Annotated in this window: 16 protein-coding genes; 7 read left to right on the top strand and 9 right to left on the bottom strand. The window is 73.1% G+C overall.

Annotated elements, in window-relative coordinates; genetic code table 11:
- Window positions 1–11: 11 nt before the first annotated feature.
- The 4 genes from OIE12_RS14720 to OIE12_RS14705 are packed head-to-tail and all read right to left on the bottom strand — an operon-like array spanning window position 12 to window position 3,625.
- Window positions 12–893: a 1,4-dihydroxy-6-naphthoate synthase gene (locus OIE12_RS14720; protein ID WP_329135486.1), complete on the bottom strand. Its 882-nt coding sequence runs from the start codon at window positions 891–893 to the stop codon at window positions 12–14.
- A complete protein-coding gene (locus OIE12_RS14715; protein WP_329141962.1) occupies window positions 868–1,632 on the bottom strand; it encodes a futalosine hydrolase in 765 nt (254 codons plus the stop codon). Before OIE12_RS14715 ends, OIE12_RS14720 begins: the two co-directional genes overlap by 26 nt.
- 26 nt (window positions 1,633–1,658) lie before the next feature.
- The gene (locus OIE12_RS14710; protein ID WP_329135484.1) at window positions 1,659–2,138 is read right to left on the bottom strand and encodes a DUF2771 domain-containing protein; all 480 of its coding nucleotides are present in this window, start codon (window positions 2,136–2,138) and stop codon (window positions 1,659–1,661) included.
- Window positions 2,135–3,625, bottom strand: coding sequence for an MFS transporter (locus OIE12_RS14705; RefSeq protein ID WP_329135482.1), 1,491 nt, complete (start codon window positions 3,623–3,625; stop codon window positions 2,135–2,137). Before OIE12_RS14705 ends, OIE12_RS14710 begins: the two co-directional genes overlap by 4 nt.
- 448 nt (window positions 3,626–4,073) lie before the next feature.
- Here OIE12_RS14705 and OIE12_RS14700 point away from each other — a divergent pair, with 448 nt between their 5' ends.
- The 3 genes from OIE12_RS14700 (at window position 4,074) to OIE12_RS14690 (ending at window position 9,734) form a co-directional block, all read left to right on the top strand.
- Window positions 4,074–4,997 (top strand): DUF3027 domain-containing protein, encoded by a 924-nt coding sequence (locus tag OIE12_RS14700; RefSeq protein ID WP_329135480.1) that lies wholly within the window; start codon window positions 4,074–4,076, stop codon window positions 4,995–4,997.
- Between the two features lie 283 nt (window positions 4,998–5,280).
- Window positions 5,281–8,421 carry a sacsin N-terminal ATP-binding-like domain-containing protein gene (locus OIE12_RS14695; protein ID WP_329135478.1) on the top strand — a complete coding sequence of 1,047 codons (3,141 nt, stop codon included), beginning with the start codon at window positions 5,281–5,283 and terminating at the stop codon, window positions 8,419–8,421.
- 377 nt (window positions 8,422–8,798) lie between these two features.
- On the top strand, window positions 8,799–9,734 hold the full coding sequence (locus OIE12_RS14690) for a hypothetical protein (protein WP_329135476.1): 936 nt from the start codon (window positions 8,799–8,801) through the stop codon (window positions 9,732–9,734).
- Here OIE12_RS14690 and OIE12_RS14685 read toward each other — a convergent pair.
- Together OIE12_RS14685 and OIE12_RS14680 are read right to left on the bottom strand one after the other, a co-directional pair.
- The gene (locus tag OIE12_RS14685; protein WP_329135475.1) at window positions 9,700–12,189 is read right to left on the bottom strand and encodes a cation-translocating P-type ATPase; all 2,490 of its coding nucleotides are present in this window, start codon (window positions 12,187–12,189) and stop codon (window positions 9,700–9,702) included. The two genes, OIE12_RS14690 and OIE12_RS14685, sit on opposite strands and share 35 nt — an antisense overlap.
- A gap of 133 nt (window positions 12,190–12,322) precedes the next feature.
- Complete coding sequence (locus OIE12_RS14680; protein ID WP_329135473.1) at window positions 12,323–12,598, bottom strand: DUF2530 domain-containing protein; 276 nt, start codon at window positions 12,596–12,598, stop codon at window positions 12,323–12,325.
- A gap of 294 nt (window positions 12,599–12,892) precedes the next feature.
- Between OIE12_RS14680 and OIE12_RS14675 the strand changes: the two genes are divergently transcribed.
- Entirely contained in the window at window positions 12,893–14,344 is a 1,452-nt protein-coding gene (locus tag OIE12_RS14675) for an NCS2 family permease (RefSeq protein ID WP_329135471.1), read from the top strand.
- On the opposite strand, the gene OIE12_RS14670 is transcribed toward OIE12_RS14675, so the two are convergent.
- A complete protein-coding gene (locus OIE12_RS14670) occupies window positions 14,314–14,562 on the bottom strand; it encodes a hypothetical protein (RefSeq protein ID WP_329135469.1) in 249 nt (82 codons plus the stop codon). The genes OIE12_RS14675 and OIE12_RS14670 overlap by 31 nt on opposite strands.
- A 225-nt stretch (window positions 14,563–14,787) precedes the next feature.
- Between OIE12_RS14670 and OIE12_RS14665 the strand changes: the two genes are divergently transcribed.
- The 3 genes from OIE12_RS14665 (at window position 14,788) to thpR (ending at window position 17,239) form a co-directional block, all read left to right on the top strand.
- Window positions 14,788–15,225, top strand: a complete 438-nt coding sequence (locus OIE12_RS14665) for a MarR family winged helix-turn-helix transcriptional regulator (RefSeq protein ID WP_329135467.1) — start codon at window positions 14,788–14,790, stop codon at window positions 15,223–15,225.
- 74 nt (window positions 15,226–15,299) lie between these two features.
- Window positions 15,300–16,676 (top strand): MFS transporter, encoded by a 1,377-nt coding sequence (locus tag OIE12_RS14660; RefSeq protein ID WP_443053825.1) that lies wholly within the window; start codon window positions 15,300–15,302, stop codon window positions 16,674–16,676.
- Window positions 16,673–17,239 (top strand): RNA 2',3'-cyclic phosphodiesterase, encoded by a 567-nt coding sequence (gene thpR, locus OIE12_RS14655; RefSeq protein WP_329135463.1) that lies wholly within the window; start codon window positions 16,673–16,675, stop codon window positions 17,237–17,239. The genes OIE12_RS14660 and thpR overlap by 4 nt, the downstream gene beginning before the upstream one ends.
- Window positions 17,240–17,707: 468 nt before the next feature.
- Here the strand turns inward: thpR and OIE12_RS14650 are convergent, their stop codons facing one another.
- Window positions 17,708–18,700, bottom strand: coding sequence for an aldo/keto reductase (locus tag OIE12_RS14650; RefSeq protein ID WP_329135461.1), 993 nt, complete (start codon window positions 18,698–18,700; stop codon window positions 17,708–17,710).
- 64 nt (window positions 18,701–18,764) lie between these two features.
- Window positions 18,765–19,358 carry a Uma2 family endonuclease gene (locus tag OIE12_RS14645; protein ID WP_329135460.1) on the bottom strand — a complete coding sequence of 198 codons (594 nt, stop codon included), beginning with the start codon at window positions 19,356–19,358 and terminating at the stop codon, window positions 18,765–18,767.
- Window positions 19,359–19,405: the final 47 nt, after the last annotated feature.

Genomic DNA, 19,405 nt, shown 5'->3' with positions numbered 1-19,405 from the left:
CCGCCGGACGTCTACGGGAACGTGAGCGCGTTCGCGGGCAGCGGCGGGAGCAGGTTCTCCTTCGCCGCGCGGTCCAGCAGGCCCCGGATCGCCGCGTAGCCGTCCTCGCCGAGGTCGGCGGTGAACTCGTTCACGTACAGCTCGATGTGCTGGTCGGCGACGGCCGGGTCCATCTCCTGGGCGTGATCGAGGACGTACGGGCGGGAGACCTCGGGGTCGTCCCACGCGGCCCGTACGGACGTGCGAACGGACTCGGCCAGGCGGTTCAGGGCCTCGGCGCCCAGCGACCGCTTGGCGATGATCGCGCCCAGCGGGATCGGCAGACCGGTGGTGGCCTCCCAGTGCTCGCCCATGTCGGCCAGCTTGTGCAGCCCGTAGTTCTGGTAGGTGAAGCGGGCCTCGTGGATGACGAGGCCCGCGTCCACCCGGCCGTCGCGCACGGCGGGCATGATCTCGTGAAACGGCATCACGACGATCTCGCCGACGCCTCCGGGCACGGTGTCCGCCGCCCAGAGGCGGAACAGCAGGTAGGCGGTCGACCTCTCGCTCGGCACGGCGACCGTGCGCCCGGTGAGGTCCGCGTCCGCCTCCCTGGTCAGCACCAGCGGGCCGCAGCCCCGGCCCAGCGCGCCGCCGCAGGGCAGCAGCGCGTACTCGTCGAGGACGTACGGCAGCACGGCGTACGACACCTTCAGCACGTCGTACTCGCCGCGCTCGGCCATGCCGTTGGTGAGGTCGATGTCGGCGAACGTCACGTCGAGCGCGGGGGCGCCCGGGACACGGCCGTGGGCGAGGGCGTCGAAGACGAAGGTGTCGTTCGGGCAGGGGGAGTACGCGATCTTCAGGGTGCCCGGGGTGGACACGGGCTCAGTCGCGGTCGGTGCGGTCGTCATGCGGGTTCCAACTCTCCAGGACGGGCGCCAGCTTCCCGAAGGCCCCGGTGAGCGCGGCGAGGGCGTCGCCGATTCGCCAGGCGGCGCGGTCGCGGGGGCCCACGGGGTTGGAGACGGCGCGGATCTCCAGGACGGGCGTACGGTGCGCGGCGGCCGCCTCCGCCACGCCGAACCCCTCCATCGCCTCGGCCAGCGCCCTCGGGTGCCGGGCGCGCAGCACGGCGGCCCGGCGGGCGGTGCCGGTGACGGTGGAGACGGTCAGGACGGTGCCGGTGCGGGCGCCGGTCGCCTCGGCGGCCCGGCGCACGAGGGCGGCGGGCGGGAGGTGGGTGACGGTGCCGAAGCCGAGGTCGGTGACGGGCAGGAACCCCTCCGGGGTCCCGTCGGGTCCGTCGGTCGCGTCCGTCTCGGCGCCGAGGTCGGCGGCGGTGATCTCGTCGGCGACGACGAGGGTGACCGGGGGCGCGTCCGGCAGGAAGCCGCCGCCGATGCCGGCCGAGACGACCAGGTCGTACGGGGTGCCGTGCAGCGCGGCGGCGGTCAGCGCGCCGGCCGTGGAGGCGGCGGCGAGGGCGGGGCCCACGCCGGCGGCCAGCAGGTCGTAGACCGGGCCGTCGGCGAAGGGACCGAGCCGGGCGAGGGAGGCCGCGGGAAGCGGTACCTCCCGCGAGGCGCCGTCGAACGCCTGTGCCACCGCGTCCCGCTCGACGGGGACCGCGGTGGCGACCAGTACGCGCAGCGGCGCGGGGCCGGACGGGGACGTGGTCAGGAGTCCTTCTTGAACGTGAAGTTCCACAGACCGGTGACCTTCTTGTCGTCGCCCTCCTGGATCGACACCTTCGTGGAGTCGCCGCTGGCGCCGTACTGGGCGTTGAAGAACACGCTGCCCGGGATCGTCCGGTAGGTCTTGGTGCTGGACTCGACGAGCGGCTGACCGTTCATCAGGATCGTCCAGCCCTTGTCGGCGATGTCCGGGTCGACGCCGAAGCGGACCGTCGCGTCCGGGTCGACCTTGATCGACTCGATGTCCTTGTCCTTGATGCAGGACTGGAGCTCGGACGTCGACAGGGCCTTGTCGTCGTCGTTGTAGCAGGAAGCCTCCGAGCTGACCGAGTCCTTGCCGACGGTGATCGTCGCCCTCGGGGTGGGCTTGTCGCAGGCGGACAGCAGGAGCAGTCCGGCGGATACGGCGCCGGCGGCGGCGACGGCGCGGCGGCGTCGCACAGCGGATTGCAGCGAGGTCATGGCCGAAGGCTATCTGGCACGCACGGAGTGGTCCCCACGTGGGGTCCACGGCGTGCCGCCGTCCACAGTGGGCGGACCGTCGACAGCAGGCCCGTGGCGACGATCGCCGCGCCCACCGACATGCCCAGCGCGCCGTCGAGCGGCAGCACGATGCCGATCGCGCCGCCCAGCACCCACGCCATCTGGAGCGACGTCTCGGACCGGGCGAACGCCGAGGTCCGCACCTCCTCGGGTACGTCCCGCTGGATCAGCGCGTCCAGGGACAGCTTGCCCAGCGCCTGCGCGCAGCCGGCGAACGCGGCCAGGCAGGCGACGAGGAACGCGCCGAAGAACACCGCCGCCGTGATCGCGACGGCCAGGACCGCGGCCACCACCGTGACGATGATGACCTCTGGTGCCCGGGACTTCAGCCAGGCGCCGACCGCCGTGCCCAGCGCGTTGCCGGTGCCGGCCGCGACGCCGACGATGCCGAGGGAGACGGCCGCGCTCGACCCGGCCAGGGGATGCTCGCGGAGCAGGAACGCGAGGAAGAAGATCAGGAACCCGGACAGACAGCGCAGACAGGCGTTGGCGCCGAGCGCGTGGATGACGGTACTGCCGACCGTGCGCAGGCCGGGACGGCGGCGGGAGGCCTTGGCGGAGGCGGAGGCGGAGGCGGGGGCGGAGGCGGGGGCGGGGGCGGGGCAGTCCTTCTCGCGGTTCTTTCCCGCCAGCAGGGCGATGCGCTCGCCCTTCGCCGAGTCGACCTTGCGCGGCAACGAGAACGACAGGAACGTGCCCCCGACGAAGATCAGGAAGGCGCCGTAGAGCGGATAGCGGGGCCCCAGCATCTGCAGCCCCGCCCCGATCGGCGCGGCCACGCCGGTGGCGAGGAGCCCGCCGAGGGTGACCCGGGAGTTCGCCTTGACCAGCGAGAACGCGGGCGGCAGCAGCCGCGGCACCACCGCGCTGCGGACCACGCCGTACGCCTTCGACGCCACCAGCACGCCGAGCGCCGCCGGATACAGCTCCAGGCTGCCGGTGGCGACCGCGCCGGACAGCAGCAGCGCGAGCAGCGCCCTGGCCAGCATCGCGGCGGCCATCGCGGCGCGGCGGCCGTGCGGGAGACGGTCCAGGAGGGGGCCGATCACGGGGGCGAGGACCGTGAACGGGGCCATCGTGATCGCGAGGTAGAGGGCGACGCGGCCGCGGGCCTCGTCGGTGGGGACGGAGAAGAAGACGGTGGAGGCGAGGGCGACGGTGACCATGACGTCGCCGGCGCCGTTCACGGCGTGCAGCTCGATGAGCTTGGCGAGGCCGGATTCGCCGGCGCCCTGGGCGTGGGTGACGCGGCGGATGCCGCGGTAGGTGCCGGTGACGGGGAGGTGGAGGGCGCGGGCGACCTTGCGGGCGGAGCCGCGCACGCGGTTCGGCCCGCCACGTCTGTCGTTGCCGGTCCGGGGTGGCCCCTCGGTGGGGGTGTCCTGGGGCGGGCGCGCGGCTGCCACCCCGTCAGTGTGCCCGGGATGGGCGGGGGTAGTGCGGTTACCGGCCGTATCGGTCGGAGTGGCGTGCGGCGGGGCGGGGGTGGCCGGAGGGGTTTTCTCGCCCCCGCCGCCCCTGCCCTTCCCGTCCCGGGGCTCCGCCCCGGACCCCCAAAAGATGCGCCCACGCGGCGGAGCCGCACATTGACACAGCCCCGCGCCCCTTCAAGCCTCCGGCTTCCGCCGGAGGCGCCGGTGTGGGCCGAGCGGCCGGAAGAAGGTAGCGTGCGTAGCGCGCCCCGGCGGTTGTTCTCGGCCGCGCGCCTGTTCGTCATCCCGCAGAATGGATGGCTGAAGGTGTGCCCGAGCGCGATCGGGCGCGGACGTCGACGCGGCCCTTCGGTCCGCTCCGTCCGCACCCCCCGCCAAGGCCGGCGCACCCGTGAGACGGCGTAGGAGAGAAGCGATACCTGTGAGCGCAGCGAGCACGCGAAGCCGCACCCCCGACCGTCTGTGCGCCGAGGCCGTCGACCTCGCCCGCACCGCAGCCGAGGAGGCCGCCGCCCCCGGCATCGTCGGCGCGCACACAGGGACCCTCGCCGAGGGCGACCGCGTCGTCACCCACTACTTCGAGTGCCAGGAGCTCGGCTACCGCGGCTGGCGCTGGGCGGTCACCGTCGCCCGCGCCTCCCGCGCGAAGAACGTCACCGTCGACGAGGCCGTCCTGCTGCCCGGGCCCGACGCCGTGCTCGCCCCCGAGTGGGTGCCGTGGAGCGAGCGGCTGCGCCCCGGCGACATGGGCCCGGGCGATCTGCTGCCCACGGACGCGGACGATCTCCGCCTGGAGCCCGGCTACACCGGCGAGGACGAGCCGGCGCCGAACTCCGCGGTCTCCGCGGGCATGGCCGAGCTGGTCGAGGCGGAGGACGCGGAGGTCACCGCCGGTACGCCGGCCCACCTCCCCCTCGTGCCCTCGCGCGGTTCCCTCGCGTCGGTCGCCGAGGAGCTGGGGCTGCGGCGGGCGCGGGTGCTCTCGCGGTACGGGCTGCATGTCGCGGCGGACCGGTGGGAGGAGGCGTACGGGGCGAAGACCCCGATGGCGCAGGCCGCGCCGGCCTCGTGCGTGAGCTGTGGCTTCCTCGCGCCGATCGGGGGGTCGCTCGGACAGGCGTTCGGGGTGTGTGCGAATGAGTTCTCGCCGGCGGACGGGCGGGTGGTGTCGCTGGCGTACGGGTGCGGGGGGCATTCGGAGGCGGCGGTGATGCCGAAGGCGCCGGTGCCGGCGGCGCCGGTGGTCGACGAGACGCGGGTCGATCCGTTCCCGCTGCGGGCGGCGACGGATTCCGGTTCGGTCTCGGCGACCGCGCCGGAGGATGCGGAGCTGGGGCACTCGTAGGTTTTTCTCGCCCCCGCCGCCCCTACCCGTCCCGTCCTTGACCTGGGGGCTCCGCCCCCAGGCCCCCCGGGGTGCGTTGTCGGCCGCGGGCCGGTGGGGCTTCTCGCGCAGTTCCCCGCGCCCCTGACAGGGGCGCGGGGAACTGCGCGACAAGCCACGACGCACCCGGCACCCGCCGACGCACCCGAACCCCCGAGCTCTGAGGCGCCCCACCGGGGGTCGGGCACCCCGCCCCCCGGTCCGGTAGCGTCGGGCCGCACGTCTCGCAGAGGGAGATTGAAGCGTGAGCAACTTCGTGCGGCCGGCGCCCGAGGGCGCGGACCCGTTCGGTACCGCCCGCCTGCGGCGCGGCGTGCTGGACGCGTGGGCCACCAGCCCCGCCCGGTTCCGCGAGGACGCCAACGCCGAGGAGGACCTCGTCCTCGGCGGCTACCGCGACCGCCTCGTCGTCGAGCTCGCGCAGAACGCCGCCGACGCCGCCGCCCGCGCCGGCGTCCCCGGCCGGCTCCGCCTCACCCTGCGCGACGGCGTCCTCGCCGCCGCCAACACCGGCGCCCCGCTGGACGCCGCCGGCGTCGAGTCGCTCGCCACCCTGCGCGCCTCCGCCAAGCGCGACGCCGCGCCCGGCGCCGTCGGCCGGTTCGGCGTCGGGTTCGCCGCCGTGCTCGCCGTCAGCGACGAGCCCGCCGTGCTCGGCCGGCACGGCGGCGTGCGCTGGGCGCTCGCCGAGGCCCGCGACCTCGCCGCCGACACCGCCGCGCACAGCCCCGGCCTCGGCGACGAGATCCGCCGCCGCGACGGCCACGTTCCCCTCCTCCGGCTGCCCTTCGCCGCCGAGGGCCGCGCCCCGGAGCCGTACGACACCGTCGTCGTCCTCCCGCTGCGCGACCCGGCCGCCGAGGGCCTGGCCGAGCGGCTGCTCGACGCCGTCGACGACGCCCTGCTGCTCGCCCTGCCGGGCCTGGAGGAGGTCGTCGTCGAGGTCCGGGAGGCGGAGCCACGGACCCTGCGGCGGTACGCCGACGGGAGCGACACCGTCGTCGAGGACTCGGCGCACGGCACCACCCGCTGGCGTACCGCCGCCGACCACGGGCCGCTCGACGCCGCGCTGCTCGTGGACCGGCCCGTCGAGGAGCGGCTGCGGCCGCACTGGTCGGTCACCTGGGCCGTGCCCGTCGACGCCGACGGCGGCCCGGCCCGGCCCCGTACCAGCCCCGTCGTGCACGCCCCCACCCCCAGCGACGAGCCGCTCGGCGTGCCCGCGCTGCTGATCGCCTCCCTGCCGCTGGACAGCACCCGCCGGCACGCCGCCCCCGGCCCGCTCACCGACTTCCTCGTCGAGCGGGCCGCCGACGCCTACGCCGAACTCCTCGCCGAGTGGCGGCCGGTCACCGACGGCGTCCTCGGCCTCGTCCCCGGCCCGCTCGGCAAGGGCGAGCTGGACGGGGCGCTGCGGCGGGCGATCCTCGAACGGCTGCCCCGCACCGCCTTCCTGCCGCCCGCCAACCCGCCCACCGCGGAGCCGGACACCGGTGACGACGACGGCACGCTGCCCGAGGCGCTGCGGCCCCGGGACGCCGAGGTCGTCGAGGGCGCCGGCGCCGACACCGTACGGGTCCTCGCCGAGGTGCTGACCGGGCTGCTGCCCGCCGGTCTGGAGCGACGCGTGGAGCTGCGCACGCTCGGCGTGGCCCGGGTGCCGCTGACCGAGGCGGTGGACCGGCTCGCCGGCCTGGAGAAGGACCCCGGCTGGTGGTGGCGGCTCTACGACAGCCTGGCCGGCGTCGACCCGGACCGGCTCTCCGGCCTGCCCGTGCCGCTCGCCGACGGGCGTACGACGATCGGGCCCCGGCAGGTGCTGCTGCCCGCCGCGGACGGTCCCCGGGTCGCCCCGGACGCGCTGGCCCGGCTCGGGCTCAAGGTCGCCCACCCCGACGCCGCCCACCCGCTCCTGGAGAAGCTCGGCGCGCTGCCCGCCACCCCGCGCGCCGTGCTCACCACCCCGCAGGTGCGGGCCGCCGTCGCCGCCTCCCTGGACGACGAGGCGCCCGGCTGGGACGAGGACGGGCTCGACCCCGAGGAACTCGCCGACACCGTCCTCGCCCTCGTCCGCGACGCGGGCCTCGAACCCGGCGACGAGCCCTGGCTCGGCGCGCTCGCGCTGCCCGACGAGGACGGCGAGCCCGCGCCCGCCGGTGAACTCGTGCTGCCCGGCAGCCCGTTCGCCGCCGTCATGCGCGAGGACGAACTCGCCCTGGTCGACGCCGAACTGGCCGAGCGGTGGGGCGAGCAGCCGCTCGCCGCGTGCGGGGTGCTCGCCGGGTTCCAGCTCGTGCGCGCCACCGACGTCGTCCTCGATCCGGACGAACTGGAGCCGCGCGAGGGCGACTTCGCCGAGCCCGACGACGCCGGTCTGCTCGACGCCGTCGACGTGTGGTGCGAGGACGTCCTCGACCGGCTGCCCGAGGGGCCCGTGCCGCCGGTCGCCACCGAGATCGTCGCCGTGCGGGACCTCGACCTCGTCGACGACGACCACTGGCCCGAGGCGCTCGCGCTGCTCGCCCGGCCGCCGCTGCGGGACGCGCTCACCCAGCCCGTGCGGGTGTTGCTGCCGGACGGCACGCACGAGGTCGTACGGCCGTACACCGCGTGGTGGCTGCGCGGGCACCCCGTGCTCGACGGGCGCCGTCCCGCCGGGCTGCGGGCCGCCGGGGGCGATCCGCTGCTGCACGGCCTGTACGACGAGGCCGACGCGACCGGGTTCGAGGACGAGCAGGTGCTGCGGGCGCTGGGCGTGCGGACGTCGGTCGCCGCGCTGCTGGACGAGCCGGGCGGCGCGGCCGAGCTCCTCGACCGCCTCGCCGATCCGGACCGCCCGGTCACCGCCGCGCAGTTGCACGGGCTGTACGGGGCGCTGGCCGAGCTGGACCCGGAGCGGGTGACGTTGCCGGACGAGGTGCGGGCGGTGGTGGACGGGGAGGTGACCGTGGTCGACGCGGCGGACGCCGTCGTCGTCGACTCGCCGGATCTGCTGCCGTTCACCGCCGGTGTGCCGCTGCTTCCCGTGCGGCCCTCCCTGGCCGGGGAGTTGGCGGAGCTGTTCCAGGTGCGGCGGCTGAGTGAGTCGGTGACGGGGGAGGTCGGGTCGGAGGGGACGGAGCACGACGTGCCGGGGCCGGTGCGGGTGTTGCTGGGGGCCGGGACCCCGCGCACGTACGTCGAGCACGACGAACTCGTGGTGGACGGGGTCGGGATCGACTGGCGCCGGACGCGGGACGGGGTGGTGCACGCGGCGACGTTGGAGGGGGTGGCGGCGGGGCTGGCCTGGGCGGCCGGTCAGTGGCCGCGGCGCTTCGAGGTGGCAGCGCTCCTGGAGGACCCGTCCCGCACGAACGAACTGGCGCGGGACCGCTGGTTCGACTGACCGCGGGATTTCCTTCGCCCCCGCCGGCGCGGAAGAGCTCGGGTGGGTCGGTTCGTTGGCGGGTGCGGGTGGGTGGGGGCTTCTCGCGCAGTTCCCCGCGCCCCTAAAGGACGGGGGGCGCCCCCTGCTTTTAAGGGGCGCGGGGAACTGCGCGACCGGCCACGACGCACCCGCACCCGCCCACGCACCCGCACACCCGAGCTCTTCCGCGAGGTGAGAGGCCGACGTGAGTTTTGCAACGTGAGGGCAAAGGGTGCCCCCGAAGGGGCAACCAGCCCCACCCCCCACGTATCTGATCAGCGGAGTCAACAGACTCACGTCAACCTCGGGCCTACGTGACCACACCGTCGGCCCCCTTTCTCCACCTGGGGAAACGCATGCGCATACGAGCCACCGTGGCCGCCCTCACCGGCGCCCTGGCCCTCTCCGCCCTCGCCGTCCCGGCCGCGCACGCCGCCGGCACCGCCCCCGTCCCGGACCACTCCGACGCCGCCAAGGTCCTGGACGCCGGGCAGAGCGCCGGCACCAACGCCGCCCGCACCGGCCGCACCGGCACCTCCGGAACCCCGTACGCCCTGAACGCCACGTTCTCGAACGTCGTCGTCAACAAGGGCAAGGCGATCGTCGCCGGCACCTCCAAGAAGGTGAACGTCCCGGTCAGCTTCACGCTCACCCACGGCAGCGACGTCGACGTCACCGCCGACGACTTCTTCGCCGGCGTCGACCTCTACCGCGGCACCAGCTACGCCGACGCCGACTACGAGCTCTCCAGCGACGACCCGGCCGTCTGCACGGTCTCCTCCGCCACGGTCACCAAGTGCACCGAGACGATCGTCATCGCCCCGGCCGACGACCTGCTCAACGAGGACGCCGGTACGTGGAAGGCGGACGCCTTCGCCGTCGCGTTCAACGGGCAGGACCCGACCGGCACCGACCTGGACATGAGCAAGGTCGGCGTCGCGGAGAAGGACGGCTTCGCCGCGCCCCACCTCCAGCGGTACTCCAAGCTCACCGTCAACGCCTCGCCGGAGCCGGTGAAGAAGGGGAAGACCCTCACGGTCACCGGCACCCTCAGCCGCGCCAACTGGGACACCGGCGCCTACGCGGGCTACACCGTGCAGTCCGTCAAGCTCCAGTTCAAGAAGAAGGGCAGCAGCTCCTACAGCACCCTGAAGACCATCAAGTCCGGCAGCAAGGGCGCCCTGAGGACGACGGTCAAGGCCTCCGCCGACGGCACCTTCCGGTACAGCTTCGCCGGCACCTCGACGACCCCCGCCGTCAACTCCTCGGGCGACTTCGTCGACGTGAAGTAAGCGACTGGCGGCCGGCGAGCAGCCGTGCCGCCACGCCCCCGCGCCTTCCCTCCCCGGGATCGCGCGGGGGTCCCGCCCGGTCCACCCGGCGCCAGCCCAGCTCCAGTACCGCCGAGGCGAGCGCCGCGATGCCGACCGCCAGCCACGGCATCTCCAGGCCGACCAGCCGCAGCGCGAAGAACTCCTGCAACCACGGCACCACGAGCACCACCAGGAACGCGGCCCCCATCGCCGCCACCAGCACCACGCGCCACCAGGTGTAGGGGCGGGCGACGATCGCCAGTACCCACAGCGAGATGAGGAACAGCGTGAGCGTCGCCGCGCTGGTCTCCGCCTCCAGCGAGCCGGGCCCGCTGTAGTGGTGGCGGGCGAGCAGATACGTCACGAAGGTGGCGACGGCGGCCACGGTCCCCGCCGGGATCGCGTACCGCATCACCCGCCGGACGAAGTGCGGTCTGGCCCGTTCCGTGTTGGGCGCGAGGGCGAGGAAGAACGCCGGGACGCCGATCGTGAGCGTGGACAGCAGCGTCAGATGCCGGGGCAGGAACGGGTACTCCACCTGCGCGCACACCACCAGCACCGCGAGCAGCACCGAGTAGACCGTCTTGACCAGGAACAGCGTGGCGACGCGGGTGATGTTGCCGATGACCCGGCGGCCCTCGGCGACCACCGACGGCAGGGTGGCGAAGCTGTTGTCGAGCAGCACGATCTGCGCGACCGCCCGGGTGGCCTCCGAGCCCGACCCCATCGAGACGCCGATGTCGGCGTCCTTGAGCGCGAGCACGTCGTTGACGCCGTCGCCGGTCATCGCCACCGTGTGCCCGTCGGACTGGAGCGCGCCGACCATGTCCCGTTTCTGCCGCGGGGTGACCCGCCCGAAGACCGTGGCGCCGTCCAGCGCCTTCGCCATCCCGGCCCGGTCGTCGGGCAGTTCGCGGGCGTCCAGGGCCTCGCCGGTGATGCCGAGCTTTCCGGCCACCGCGCCCACCGAGACCGCGTTGTCGCCGGAGATCACCTTGGCGTGCACGTCCTGCCGGGCGAAGTAGCGCAGGGTGTCGGCGGCGTCCGGGCGCAGCCGCTGCTCCAGGACGACGAGCGCGGCCGGCCGTACGCCCGACGCCACCGCCGGGTCGTCGAGCGGGCGGGCGGTGCGGGCCAGCAGCAGGACCCGCAGCCCCTGTTCGTTGAGCCGGACGGTCTCGGCGAGCGCCGGGTCGTCGGGGTCGAGCAGCACGTCGGGGGCGCCCAGCAGCCACGTGCCGGAGCCGCCGCCCGGCTCCTCGAAGGAGGCGCCGCTGTACTTGCGGGCGGAGGAGAAGGGCAGCGCGTCGGTGCGGCGCCAGTCCTCGCTGCCGGGGTAGGCGTCGATGATCGCCTGGAGGGAGGCGTTGGGGCGCGGATCGGCGGCGCCGAGCGCGCCGAGCACCGTGCGCAGATACGTCTCGTCGGCACCCTGGAGCGGCCGCAGCTCGGTGACGTCCATGCCGCCCTCGGTGAGGGTGCCGGTCTTGTCCAGGCAGACGGTGTCGACGCGGGCCAGCCCCTCGATCGCGGGCAGCTCCTGCACGAGCACCTGCTTGCGGCCCAGCCGGATCACGCCGATCGCGAAGGCGACGGAGGTGAGCAGCACCAGCCCCTCGGGGACCATCGGCACGATCCCGCCGACCGTGCGGGCGACGGAGTCCTTGAACCCGTGGTCCTTGACCACCAGCTGGCTGACGACCAGGCCGAGCGCGGTCGGCACCATCATCCAGGTCACGTACTTGAGGATGGTCGAGATGCCGGTGCGCAGCTCGGAGTGGACCAGCGTGAACCGCGAGGCCTCCTCGGCGAGCTGGGCGGCGTACGCCTCGCGGCCGACCTTCGTCGCCCGGAACGCGCCCCCGCCCGCGACCACGAAGCTGCCCGACATCACCGCGTCGCCGGGCTGCTTGACGACGGGGTCGGCCTCGCCGGTCAGCAGTGACTCGTCGATCTCCAGACCGTCGGCCTCGACGCACACGCCGTCGACGACGATTCTGTCGCCGGGGCCGATCTCCAGGACGTCGTCCAGCACGATCCCCGAGGTGGCGACCTCGGTGGTCCGCCCGTCCCGGCGCACGGCGGGCCGGGCCTCGCCGATCACCGCGAGCGAGTCCAGGGTCTTCTTGGCCCGCCACTCCTGGATGATCCCGATGCCGGTGTTGGCGAGGATGACGTACCCGAACAGGCTGTCCTGCACGGGCGCGACGAACAGCATGATCAGCCAGAGCAGCCCGATGATCGCGTTGAACCGGGTGAAGACATTGGCCCGGACGATCTCGCCGAGCGTGCGGCTGCTACGCACGGGAACGTCGTTGACCTGCCCGCGTTCGACGCGGGCCGCGACCTCCTCGGCCGTCAGCCCGCGCTCGCGCACGGGCAGCGGCACGGGGTGCACGGGGTCGAGTTCGGCGCCCGCGTCGATATCGGTCATGTCTTCGACGGTACGTGCGGGCGGGGGCGTTCACCTCCGCACTACGTGACAAATCCGACCTGGGGAGGAGTGGCGGGCGGGGGGTTGTCGTGCGGTGGTTGTAGTCGGGGGCGACTCGCGCGGTACCGGCGGCTCAGTCGGTGGCGGCGGTGTCGTTCTCCCGGCGGGCGGCCTCCCTCTTGATGGCGGCGTCCCGTCCGCGCACGTACCAGACGCCGATCAGCCCGAGGCCGCCCCCGGCCAGGCACGTCCACACCCACCAGGTGTGCCCGTGGTCGTCGAACCAGCCGTAGAACGGCAGCTGCACCAGGAAGAGGACGAACCAGATGATCGTGCCGCCGGTGATGGTGGCGACCACGGGCCCCTCCAGGGGCTCGGGCGCCTCGTGCTGGGGAGTCCACTTCGCCATGCGCACAGCTTACGAGGCCGGGCAATCGGCTCACGAGCCGCGGGAGCCCGCGCCCATGGGGCCGGGAACCGCACGGAATCTACGCGCGGAGATGGTCTTTTCCCGTTCATATGTTCATACTGAAACTGTTTGCGTCTGGCCACTTCCGCTCGTACGAACCTCCAAGAGGCGCCCACCGGCCACCCCGGAGGGCCACTCTTCGGTGAGGTACGCCGCCCAGGGGGAACCCGGGACGGCGCACGCCGGCCCGACCCGAACGCCCCCTTCCCCGACCCCGCATCCCCTGAGGTCCGCATGTCCACCTCGGCTCCCGCCAAGGTCCCCGCCCCCGGGCAGCCGGGCGGCCGTTCCGCCACCGGCCCCCTCGACCGCTACTTCAGGATCTCCGAGCGCGGCAGCACCCTGCCCCGCGAGATCCGCGGCGGCTTCGCCACCTTCTTCGCGATGGCGTACATCATCGTGCTGAACCCGATCATCCTGAGCGGCGCGAAGGACATGTACGGGCACCAGCTGGACTACGGCCAGCTGGTCACCGCCACCGCCGTCACCGCCGCCTTCACCACGCTGCTCATGGGCGTCATCGGCAACGTCCCGATCGCGCTGGCGGCCGGTCTCGGCGTCAACACGGTCGTCGCCCTCCAGCTCGCCCCGCGCATGTCCTGGCCGGACGCGATGGGCATGGTGGTGCTGGCCGGTTTCGTGGTGATGCTGCTGGTCGCCACGGGGCTGCGGGAACGCGTGATGAACGCCGTGCCGCTGGGGCTGCGCAAGGGCATCTCGATCGGCATCGGCCTGTTCATCATGATCATCGGCCTGGTCGACTCCGGCTTCGTCAGCCGCATCCCGGACGTGGCGGGGACCACCGTCCCGCTCCAGCTCGGCGCGGACGGCCACCTCAACGGCTGGCCGGTGCTGATCTTCGTCCTCGGCACGCTGCTCACCCTCGCGCTGATGGTGCGCAAGGTGCCGGGCGCGATCCTGATCTCGATCGTCACGATGACGGTCCTCGCCCTGATCATCAACGCCGCGGCCAAGATCCCCTCCTGGGGTCTGACCACCCCGAAGTGGCCCGGCAACCCGGTCGCCACCCCCGACTTCGGGCTGCTCGGCAAGGTCAGCCTGTTCGGCGGCTTCGACAAGGTCGGCGTGCTGACCGGCATCCTGTTCGTCTTCACCGTGCTGCTGTCGTGCTTCTTCGACGCGATGGGCACGATCATGGGCATCGGCGACGAGGCCAAGCTGACCGACGCCGAGGGCCAGATGCCCGGCATCAACAAGGTCCTCTTCGTCGACGGCATCGCCGTCGCCGCGGGCGGCGCCAGCTCCTCCTCGGCCACCACCTGCTTCGTGGAGTCCACGGCGGGCGTCGGCGAGGGCGCGCGCACCGGCTTCGCCAACGTCGTCACCGGTCTGCTGTTCGCGGCGGCGCTCTTCCTGACCCCCGTCGCCACGATGGTGCCGTCCCAGGCGGCCACGCCCGCGCTGATCGCGGTGGGCTTCCTGATCCTGTCCCACTCGATCAAGGACATCGACTGGGCGGACTACACGATCGCCATCCCGGCCTTCGTGACGATGCTGATGATGCCGTTCACGTACTCCATCACCAACGGCATCGGAATGGGCTTCCTCACCTTCGTGGTGCTGCGCCTGGCCGCGGGCCGAGCCCGCGAGGTGCCGGTGGCGCTGTACGTCGTCGCGGCGGTGTTCGGCTTCTACTACCTGATGCCGGCGCTGGGCCTGACCTGATCGCCGGGCGGCTCGCCCGCCGGGTCCGGGGCGGCGTCGGCGTCCCCGTAGAACTCCTCCGTCCTCTCGACGGCGGCCTGGAACCGCTCGTCGAAGTCATCACGAATGAGCGTCCGGACGACATAGTCCTGGACGCTCATTCCTCTTTTCGCCGCCCGGTGCCGGAGCCGGTCGAGCAGCTCCCCGTCCATGCGCAGGCTGAGCACGCTGGTCCCCATGGCCACGAGGGTGGCCGGATTCGCGGGGGTGGTGGAAGGTTTTTTGCTCCCATGTCACTCGTACGGGTGATTCGTCTCGTTCTGTTGTTTTGGCGCGGGGAGGGTGTGCGTGCGGGGGTGGCGCGCACCACCGGGGCGGGCGGTGTGCCGACAGTGGCCGGAGTCACCCTGTCGGACGTGCACGACGGTGGTCTTTAGCGAAAGTAATGAGTTACGCTAAAGAGCATGCCTGACCTGACCCATGGCGACGATGCCGCCGCCGTGAACGCCCTGCGCTCCGCCGTGATGCGCCTGTCGCGCCGACTCAAGCACCAACGGGTCGACGAGTCGCTGAGCCCCACCGAGATGTCGGTGCTCGGCACCCTCGCCAACTGCGGTTCGGCCACCCCCGGTGAGCTGGCCCGCAAGGAGCACGTCCAGCCGCCGTCGATGACCCGCATCGTCGCGCTGCTCGAGACCAAGGGCCTGGTGAGCCTGGAGCCGCACCCCGAGGACCGCCGGCAGAAGGTCGTCAGGCAGACCGAGCAGGCCACCGTCATGCTCGAGGAGAGCCGGCGCCGGCGGAACGCGTTCCTGGCCCGCCTCGTCGAGCAGCTCGACGAGGATGAGTGGGCGAGGCTCAGCGCGGCGGCCCCGGTCCTGGAGAAGCTCGCGCACCTCTGACCCCTTCCCGCCGCCGATCGAGTACCAGCCACTCCCCCTTTCCATCGTCGTCGCGCCCGAGGAGGCGAGCCCTTTTGAGTTCGGGACCCGGAGCAGACTCCGCCCCCGCACCAGCCACCCCCGACCCCACCCCGCCCACACCGCGCACCCCCGCCGAGCCCCGCAGGACGTCCATGTTCAGCTCGCTGCGGATCCGCAACTACCGCCTGTTCTTCATCGGCCAGGTCGTCTCCAACACCGGCACCTGGATGCAGCGCATCGCCCAGGACTGGCTGGTACTGAGCCTCACCGGCTCCTCCACCGCCGTCGGCGTCACCTCGGCGCTGCAGTTCCTGCCGATGCTGCTGTTCGGCCTGTACGGCGGTGTCCTCGTCGACCGGCTGCCCAAGCGGCCCACGCTGCTGCTGACCCAGTCCGCGATGGGCCTGGCCGGCCTGGCCCTGGCCGTCCTCACGCTCTCCGGCCACGTCCAGGTGTGGCACGTGTACGTGGCCGCCTTCGCCGTCGGACTCGCCACGGTCCTGGACAACCCGGCCCGGCAGACCTTCGTGCCGGAGATGGTCGGCCCCGGCCAGCTCCAGAACGCCATCAGCCTCAACTCGGCCAACTTCCAGTCCGCCCGGCTGGTCGGCCCGGCCGTCGCCGGTGTGCTGATCACCGGGGTCGGCACCGGCTGGGCGTTCCTGCTCAACGGCGTCTCCTTCCTCGCCCCGATCGCCGGGCTGCTCCTCATGCGCTCCCGCGAGCTGCACGAGATCCGGCGCGCGCCGCGCGGCAAGGGCCAGCTCCGCGAGGGGCTGCGGTATGTCGCCGTACGGCCCGAGCTGGTCTGGTCCATCGTGCTGGTCGGCTTCATCGGCACGTTCGGCTTCAACTTCCCGGTCTGGCTCTCCGCCTACGCCGACGACGTCTTCCACGCGGGCGCCGGCGCGTACAGCCTCTTCAACACGCTGATGGCGGTCGGCTCGCTGATCGGCGCGCTGCTCGCGGCCCGGCGCGGTACGGCCCGGCTGCGGGTGCTGATCGCGGCGGCCCTCGGCTTCGGCGTGCTGGAGGTCGTGGCCGCCGTGGCGCCCGGGCTGTGGCTGTTCGCCCTCCTCATGGTGCCGATCGGCATCTTCGGCATGACGGTGAACGTCACCGCGAACACGTCCGTGCAGATGTCCACGGATCCCGAGATGCGGGGCCGGGTGATGGCCCTGTTCATGATGGTCTTCATGGGCGGTACGCCGCTGGGGGCGCCGCTCGTCGGCTGGGTCACCGACGCGTTCGGCCCGCGCGTCGGCTTCGCGGCCGGCGGTGCCGTCTCGCTGGCGGCGGCGGCCGTGGTGGGCGCGATGCTGCTCCGGGTGGGCAACCAGCGGGTGCGGCTGACCTGGCGGGGCGGGCCGCGGGTGCGGCTCTCCCCGCGGGGCGCGGGGGCCCGGGAAGAGGTGGCGCTGTCGTCATGAGACTGTTCGCCGCGGTGCTGCCGCCGGAGGAGGCGGTCGAGGAGCTGGCCGCGCGGGCGGCGGGGCTGCGGGGACTGCCCGGTGCGGAGGCGCTGCGCTGGACCGAGCGGGCGGGGTGGCACTTCACGCTGGCGTTCTACGGGGAGGTCGGCGAGGAGGCCGTGCCGGAGCTGTCCGGCCGGCTGGCCCGGGCGGCCGGGCGGACCGTGCCGTTCCGGCTCGCCCTGCGGGGGGCCGGGCGCTTCGGTGACCGGGTGCTGTGGGTGGGGGTTTCGGGAGATGTGGGGGTGCTGCGGGTGTTGGCGGGGAGGGCCGAGGCCGCGGGGCGGAAGGCGGGACTGCCGGTGGAAGTGGGCCGGCGGTACCGGCCGCATGTGACGTTGGCGCGGGGTGGGCGGCGGGGAGTGGATCTTCGGCCGTACGTGGCGGCGTTGGAGGGGTTCGAGGGCCGGGACTGGGAGGTGCGGCACGTGCACCTCGTCCGTAGCCGGCTCCCCGCCTCCGGCGTCCCGGGCGAACGCCCGCGGTACGAGTCGCTCACGCGGTGGCCTTTGACGGGGTGAGCGTGGTTTTCCTCGCCCCCGCCGCCCCTACCCTCCCCGTCCCTTCAAGGGGCTCCGCCCCTTGTACCCCGGGAGAGCTCGGGTGGGTGGGGTTTCGATGGGGAGTGCGGGTGGGTGGGGGCTTCTCGCGCAGTTCCCCGCGCCCCTGAAAAGCCTGCGCGACCAGCCACGACGCACCCGCACCCGCCCCGCGACCCCGGTCACCCGAGCTCTTCCGCGCCCCGGGGGTAGGGGCGGCGGGGGCCCGGACCCGCCGCCGCCCCGCGACCCCGGTCACCCGAGTCCGATCGCGCCCCCCGCGGAGCGGCTCCGTGGGGGAGGGCGGGGCCTTGGCCCGCACCCCCGCCCGTTACGCTCGACCCGTGGACCCGAAGACCCGCAACCGCATCATGGCCGTCGTACTCGTCGTCATGTTCATCGTCGTCGCCCTGGCAGCCGCCCTGAACCAGTAGGGCACAGCGCCGCTCGCTACCAGGCGAACGCCTCCGGGGACGGGCCCGGGCCCGGGAAGATTTCGTCCAGGGACGCCAGCAGCTCCTCGCTCAGCTCCAGCTCCACCGCCCGCACCGCGGACTCCAGCTGCTCCCCCGTGCGCGGCCCGACGATCGGCCCCGTCACCCCCGGCCGCGTCAGCAGCCACGCCAGCGCCACCTCGCCCGGCTCCAGGCCGTGCTTGTCGAGCAGGTCCTCGTACGCCTGGATCCGCGCCCGGCCGGCCGGATCGGCGAGGGTGTCGGCGGCCCGGCCGGACGCCCGGCGCCCGCCCTCCGCCTGCTTCTTCAGCACCCCGCCCAGCAGCCCGCCGTGCAGCGGCGACCAGGGGATGACGCCGAGCCCGTAGTCCCGCGCGGCCGGGATGACCTCCATCTCGGCCCGCCGCTCGGCGAGGTTGTACAGGCACTGCTCGCTGACCAGCCCGTACGACCCGCGCCGTGCGGCGGTCTCGTTGGCCTGCGCGATCTTGTAGCCGGCGAAGTTGCTGGAGCCGACGTAGAGGACCTTGCCCTGCTGGACCAGGACGTCCATCGCCTGCCAGATCTCGTCGAACGGGGTGTCCCGGTCGACGTGGTGGAACTGGTAGAGGTCGATGTGGTCGGTCTGCAACCGCTTCAGGGAGGCCTCCACGGCACGGCGGATGTTGACCGCGGAGAGCTTGTCGTGGTTGGGCCAGACGGGGCTGCCGTCGAGCGTCATGTCGCCGTACACCTTGGTGGCGAGGACGACCTTGTCGCGCCGGTCGCCGCCCTTGGCGAACCAGTTGCCGATGATCGTCTCGGTCCGGCCCTTGTTCTCGCCCCAGCCGTAGACGTTGGCGGTGTCGAAGAGGTTGATACCGGCGTCCAGCGCCGCGTCCATGATGGCGTGACTGTCGGCCTCACCGGTCTGCGGACCGAAGTTCATGGTCCCGAGGACCAGCCGTGCGACCTTGAGTCCCGTGCGTCCGAGCTGCGTGTACTCCATACCTCCAGCCAACGTGCTGGAGTGCGCTCGAAGCAAGGGGAGCGCCCCTGGGGGCGCGGAGGGATCAGTCGCGGGGGAAGTTGTCGGTCTTCAGGAGGAGACCGAGGGGGGTGGTGGTCATGTCGACGTCGCCTCCGTAGTCGACACGCAGCTCGCAGGTGTAGTCACCGTTCTTCGGCTCCGTGTAGACGTGGCACCGTCCCTGATAGGGATCGGCGATCAGATACACGCCCACCCCGGCCTGTGCGTACGCGGCCTTCTTGGGGCCGTAGTCGTTCCGGGCCGTCCCCTTGGAGATGACCTCGGCGACGAACTCCACGTCTCCGTACCGCCAGCGGCCCTCGTCGTCCTTCGCCGCGCCCTCGCGCAGCTTGGCCACATCGGGGCAGAAGCCGTTCTCGTGGCCGGGGAAGTCGATGCGGACGTCCGAGAGGACTCGCGCACGCCGCCTTCCGAAGTGATCCTCGAGTGCCCAGAGGATCTCCCGAATGGTTTCCCAGTGGACGTCCCGCTGCGGTGTCATGTGGACATTGCCCCCGACGATCTCGACCCTGAATCCTTCGGGGACGGGCATACGCTCCAGGCGCTCGAACCATTCGTCCAGGCGCGTGGTGTTGTCGCTCTCGGCCATCATGATCCTGTCCTCAATGACGGTCACCGTGGCGCTCCTCCCCGGCCGCTCACGGACGAGGGCGGCCGCGCGGT

It is taken from the genome of Streptomyces sp. NBC_00670 (assembly GCF_036226765.1).
In the GTDB taxonomy this organism is placed as follows: Bacteria; Actinomycetota; Actinomycetes; order Streptomycetales; family Streptomycetaceae; genus Streptomyces.
This window is presented reverse-complemented; position numbering and strand designations above follow the sequence as displayed.

Coding starts and splice junctions, on each gene's coding strand:
- OIE12_RS14720 (WP_329135486.1), bottom strand. CDS start 893: ATGACGACCGCACCGACCGCGACTGAGCCCGTGTCCACCCCGGGCACC.
- OIE12_RS14710 (WP_329135484.1), bottom strand. CDS start 2,138: ATGACCTCGCTGCAATCCGCTGTGCGACGCCGCCGCGCCGTCGCCGCC.
- OIE12_RS14690 (WP_329135476.1), top strand. CDS start 8,799: ATGCGCATACGAGCCACCGTGGCCGCCCTCACCGGCGCCCTGGCCCTC.
- OIE12_RS14685 (WP_329135475.1), bottom strand. CDS start 12,189: ATGACCGATATCGACGCGGGCGCCGAACTCGACCCCGTGCACCCCGTG.
- OIE12_RS14680 (WP_329135473.1), bottom strand. CDS start 12,598: ATGGCGAAGTGGACTCCCCAGCACGAGGCGCCCGAGCCCCTGGAGGGG.
- OIE12_RS14675 (WP_329135471.1), top strand. CDS start 12,893: ATGTCCACCTCGGCTCCCGCCAAGGTCCCCGCCCCCGGGCAGCCGGGC.
- OIE12_RS14670 (WP_329135469.1), bottom strand. CDS start 14,562: ATGGGGACCAGCGTGCTCAGCCTGCGCATGGACGGGGAGCTGCTCGAC.
- OIE12_RS14665 (WP_329135467.1), top strand. CDS start 14,788: ATGCCTGACCTGACCCATGGCGACGATGCCGCCGCCGTGAACGCCCTG.
- thpR (WP_329135463.1), top strand. CDS start 16,673: ATGAGACTGTTCGCCGCGGTGCTGCCGCCGGAGGAGGCGGTCGAGGAG.
- OIE12_RS14650 (WP_329135461.1), bottom strand. CDS start 18,700: ATGGAGTACACGCAGCTCGGACGCACGGGACTCAAGGTCGCACGGCTG.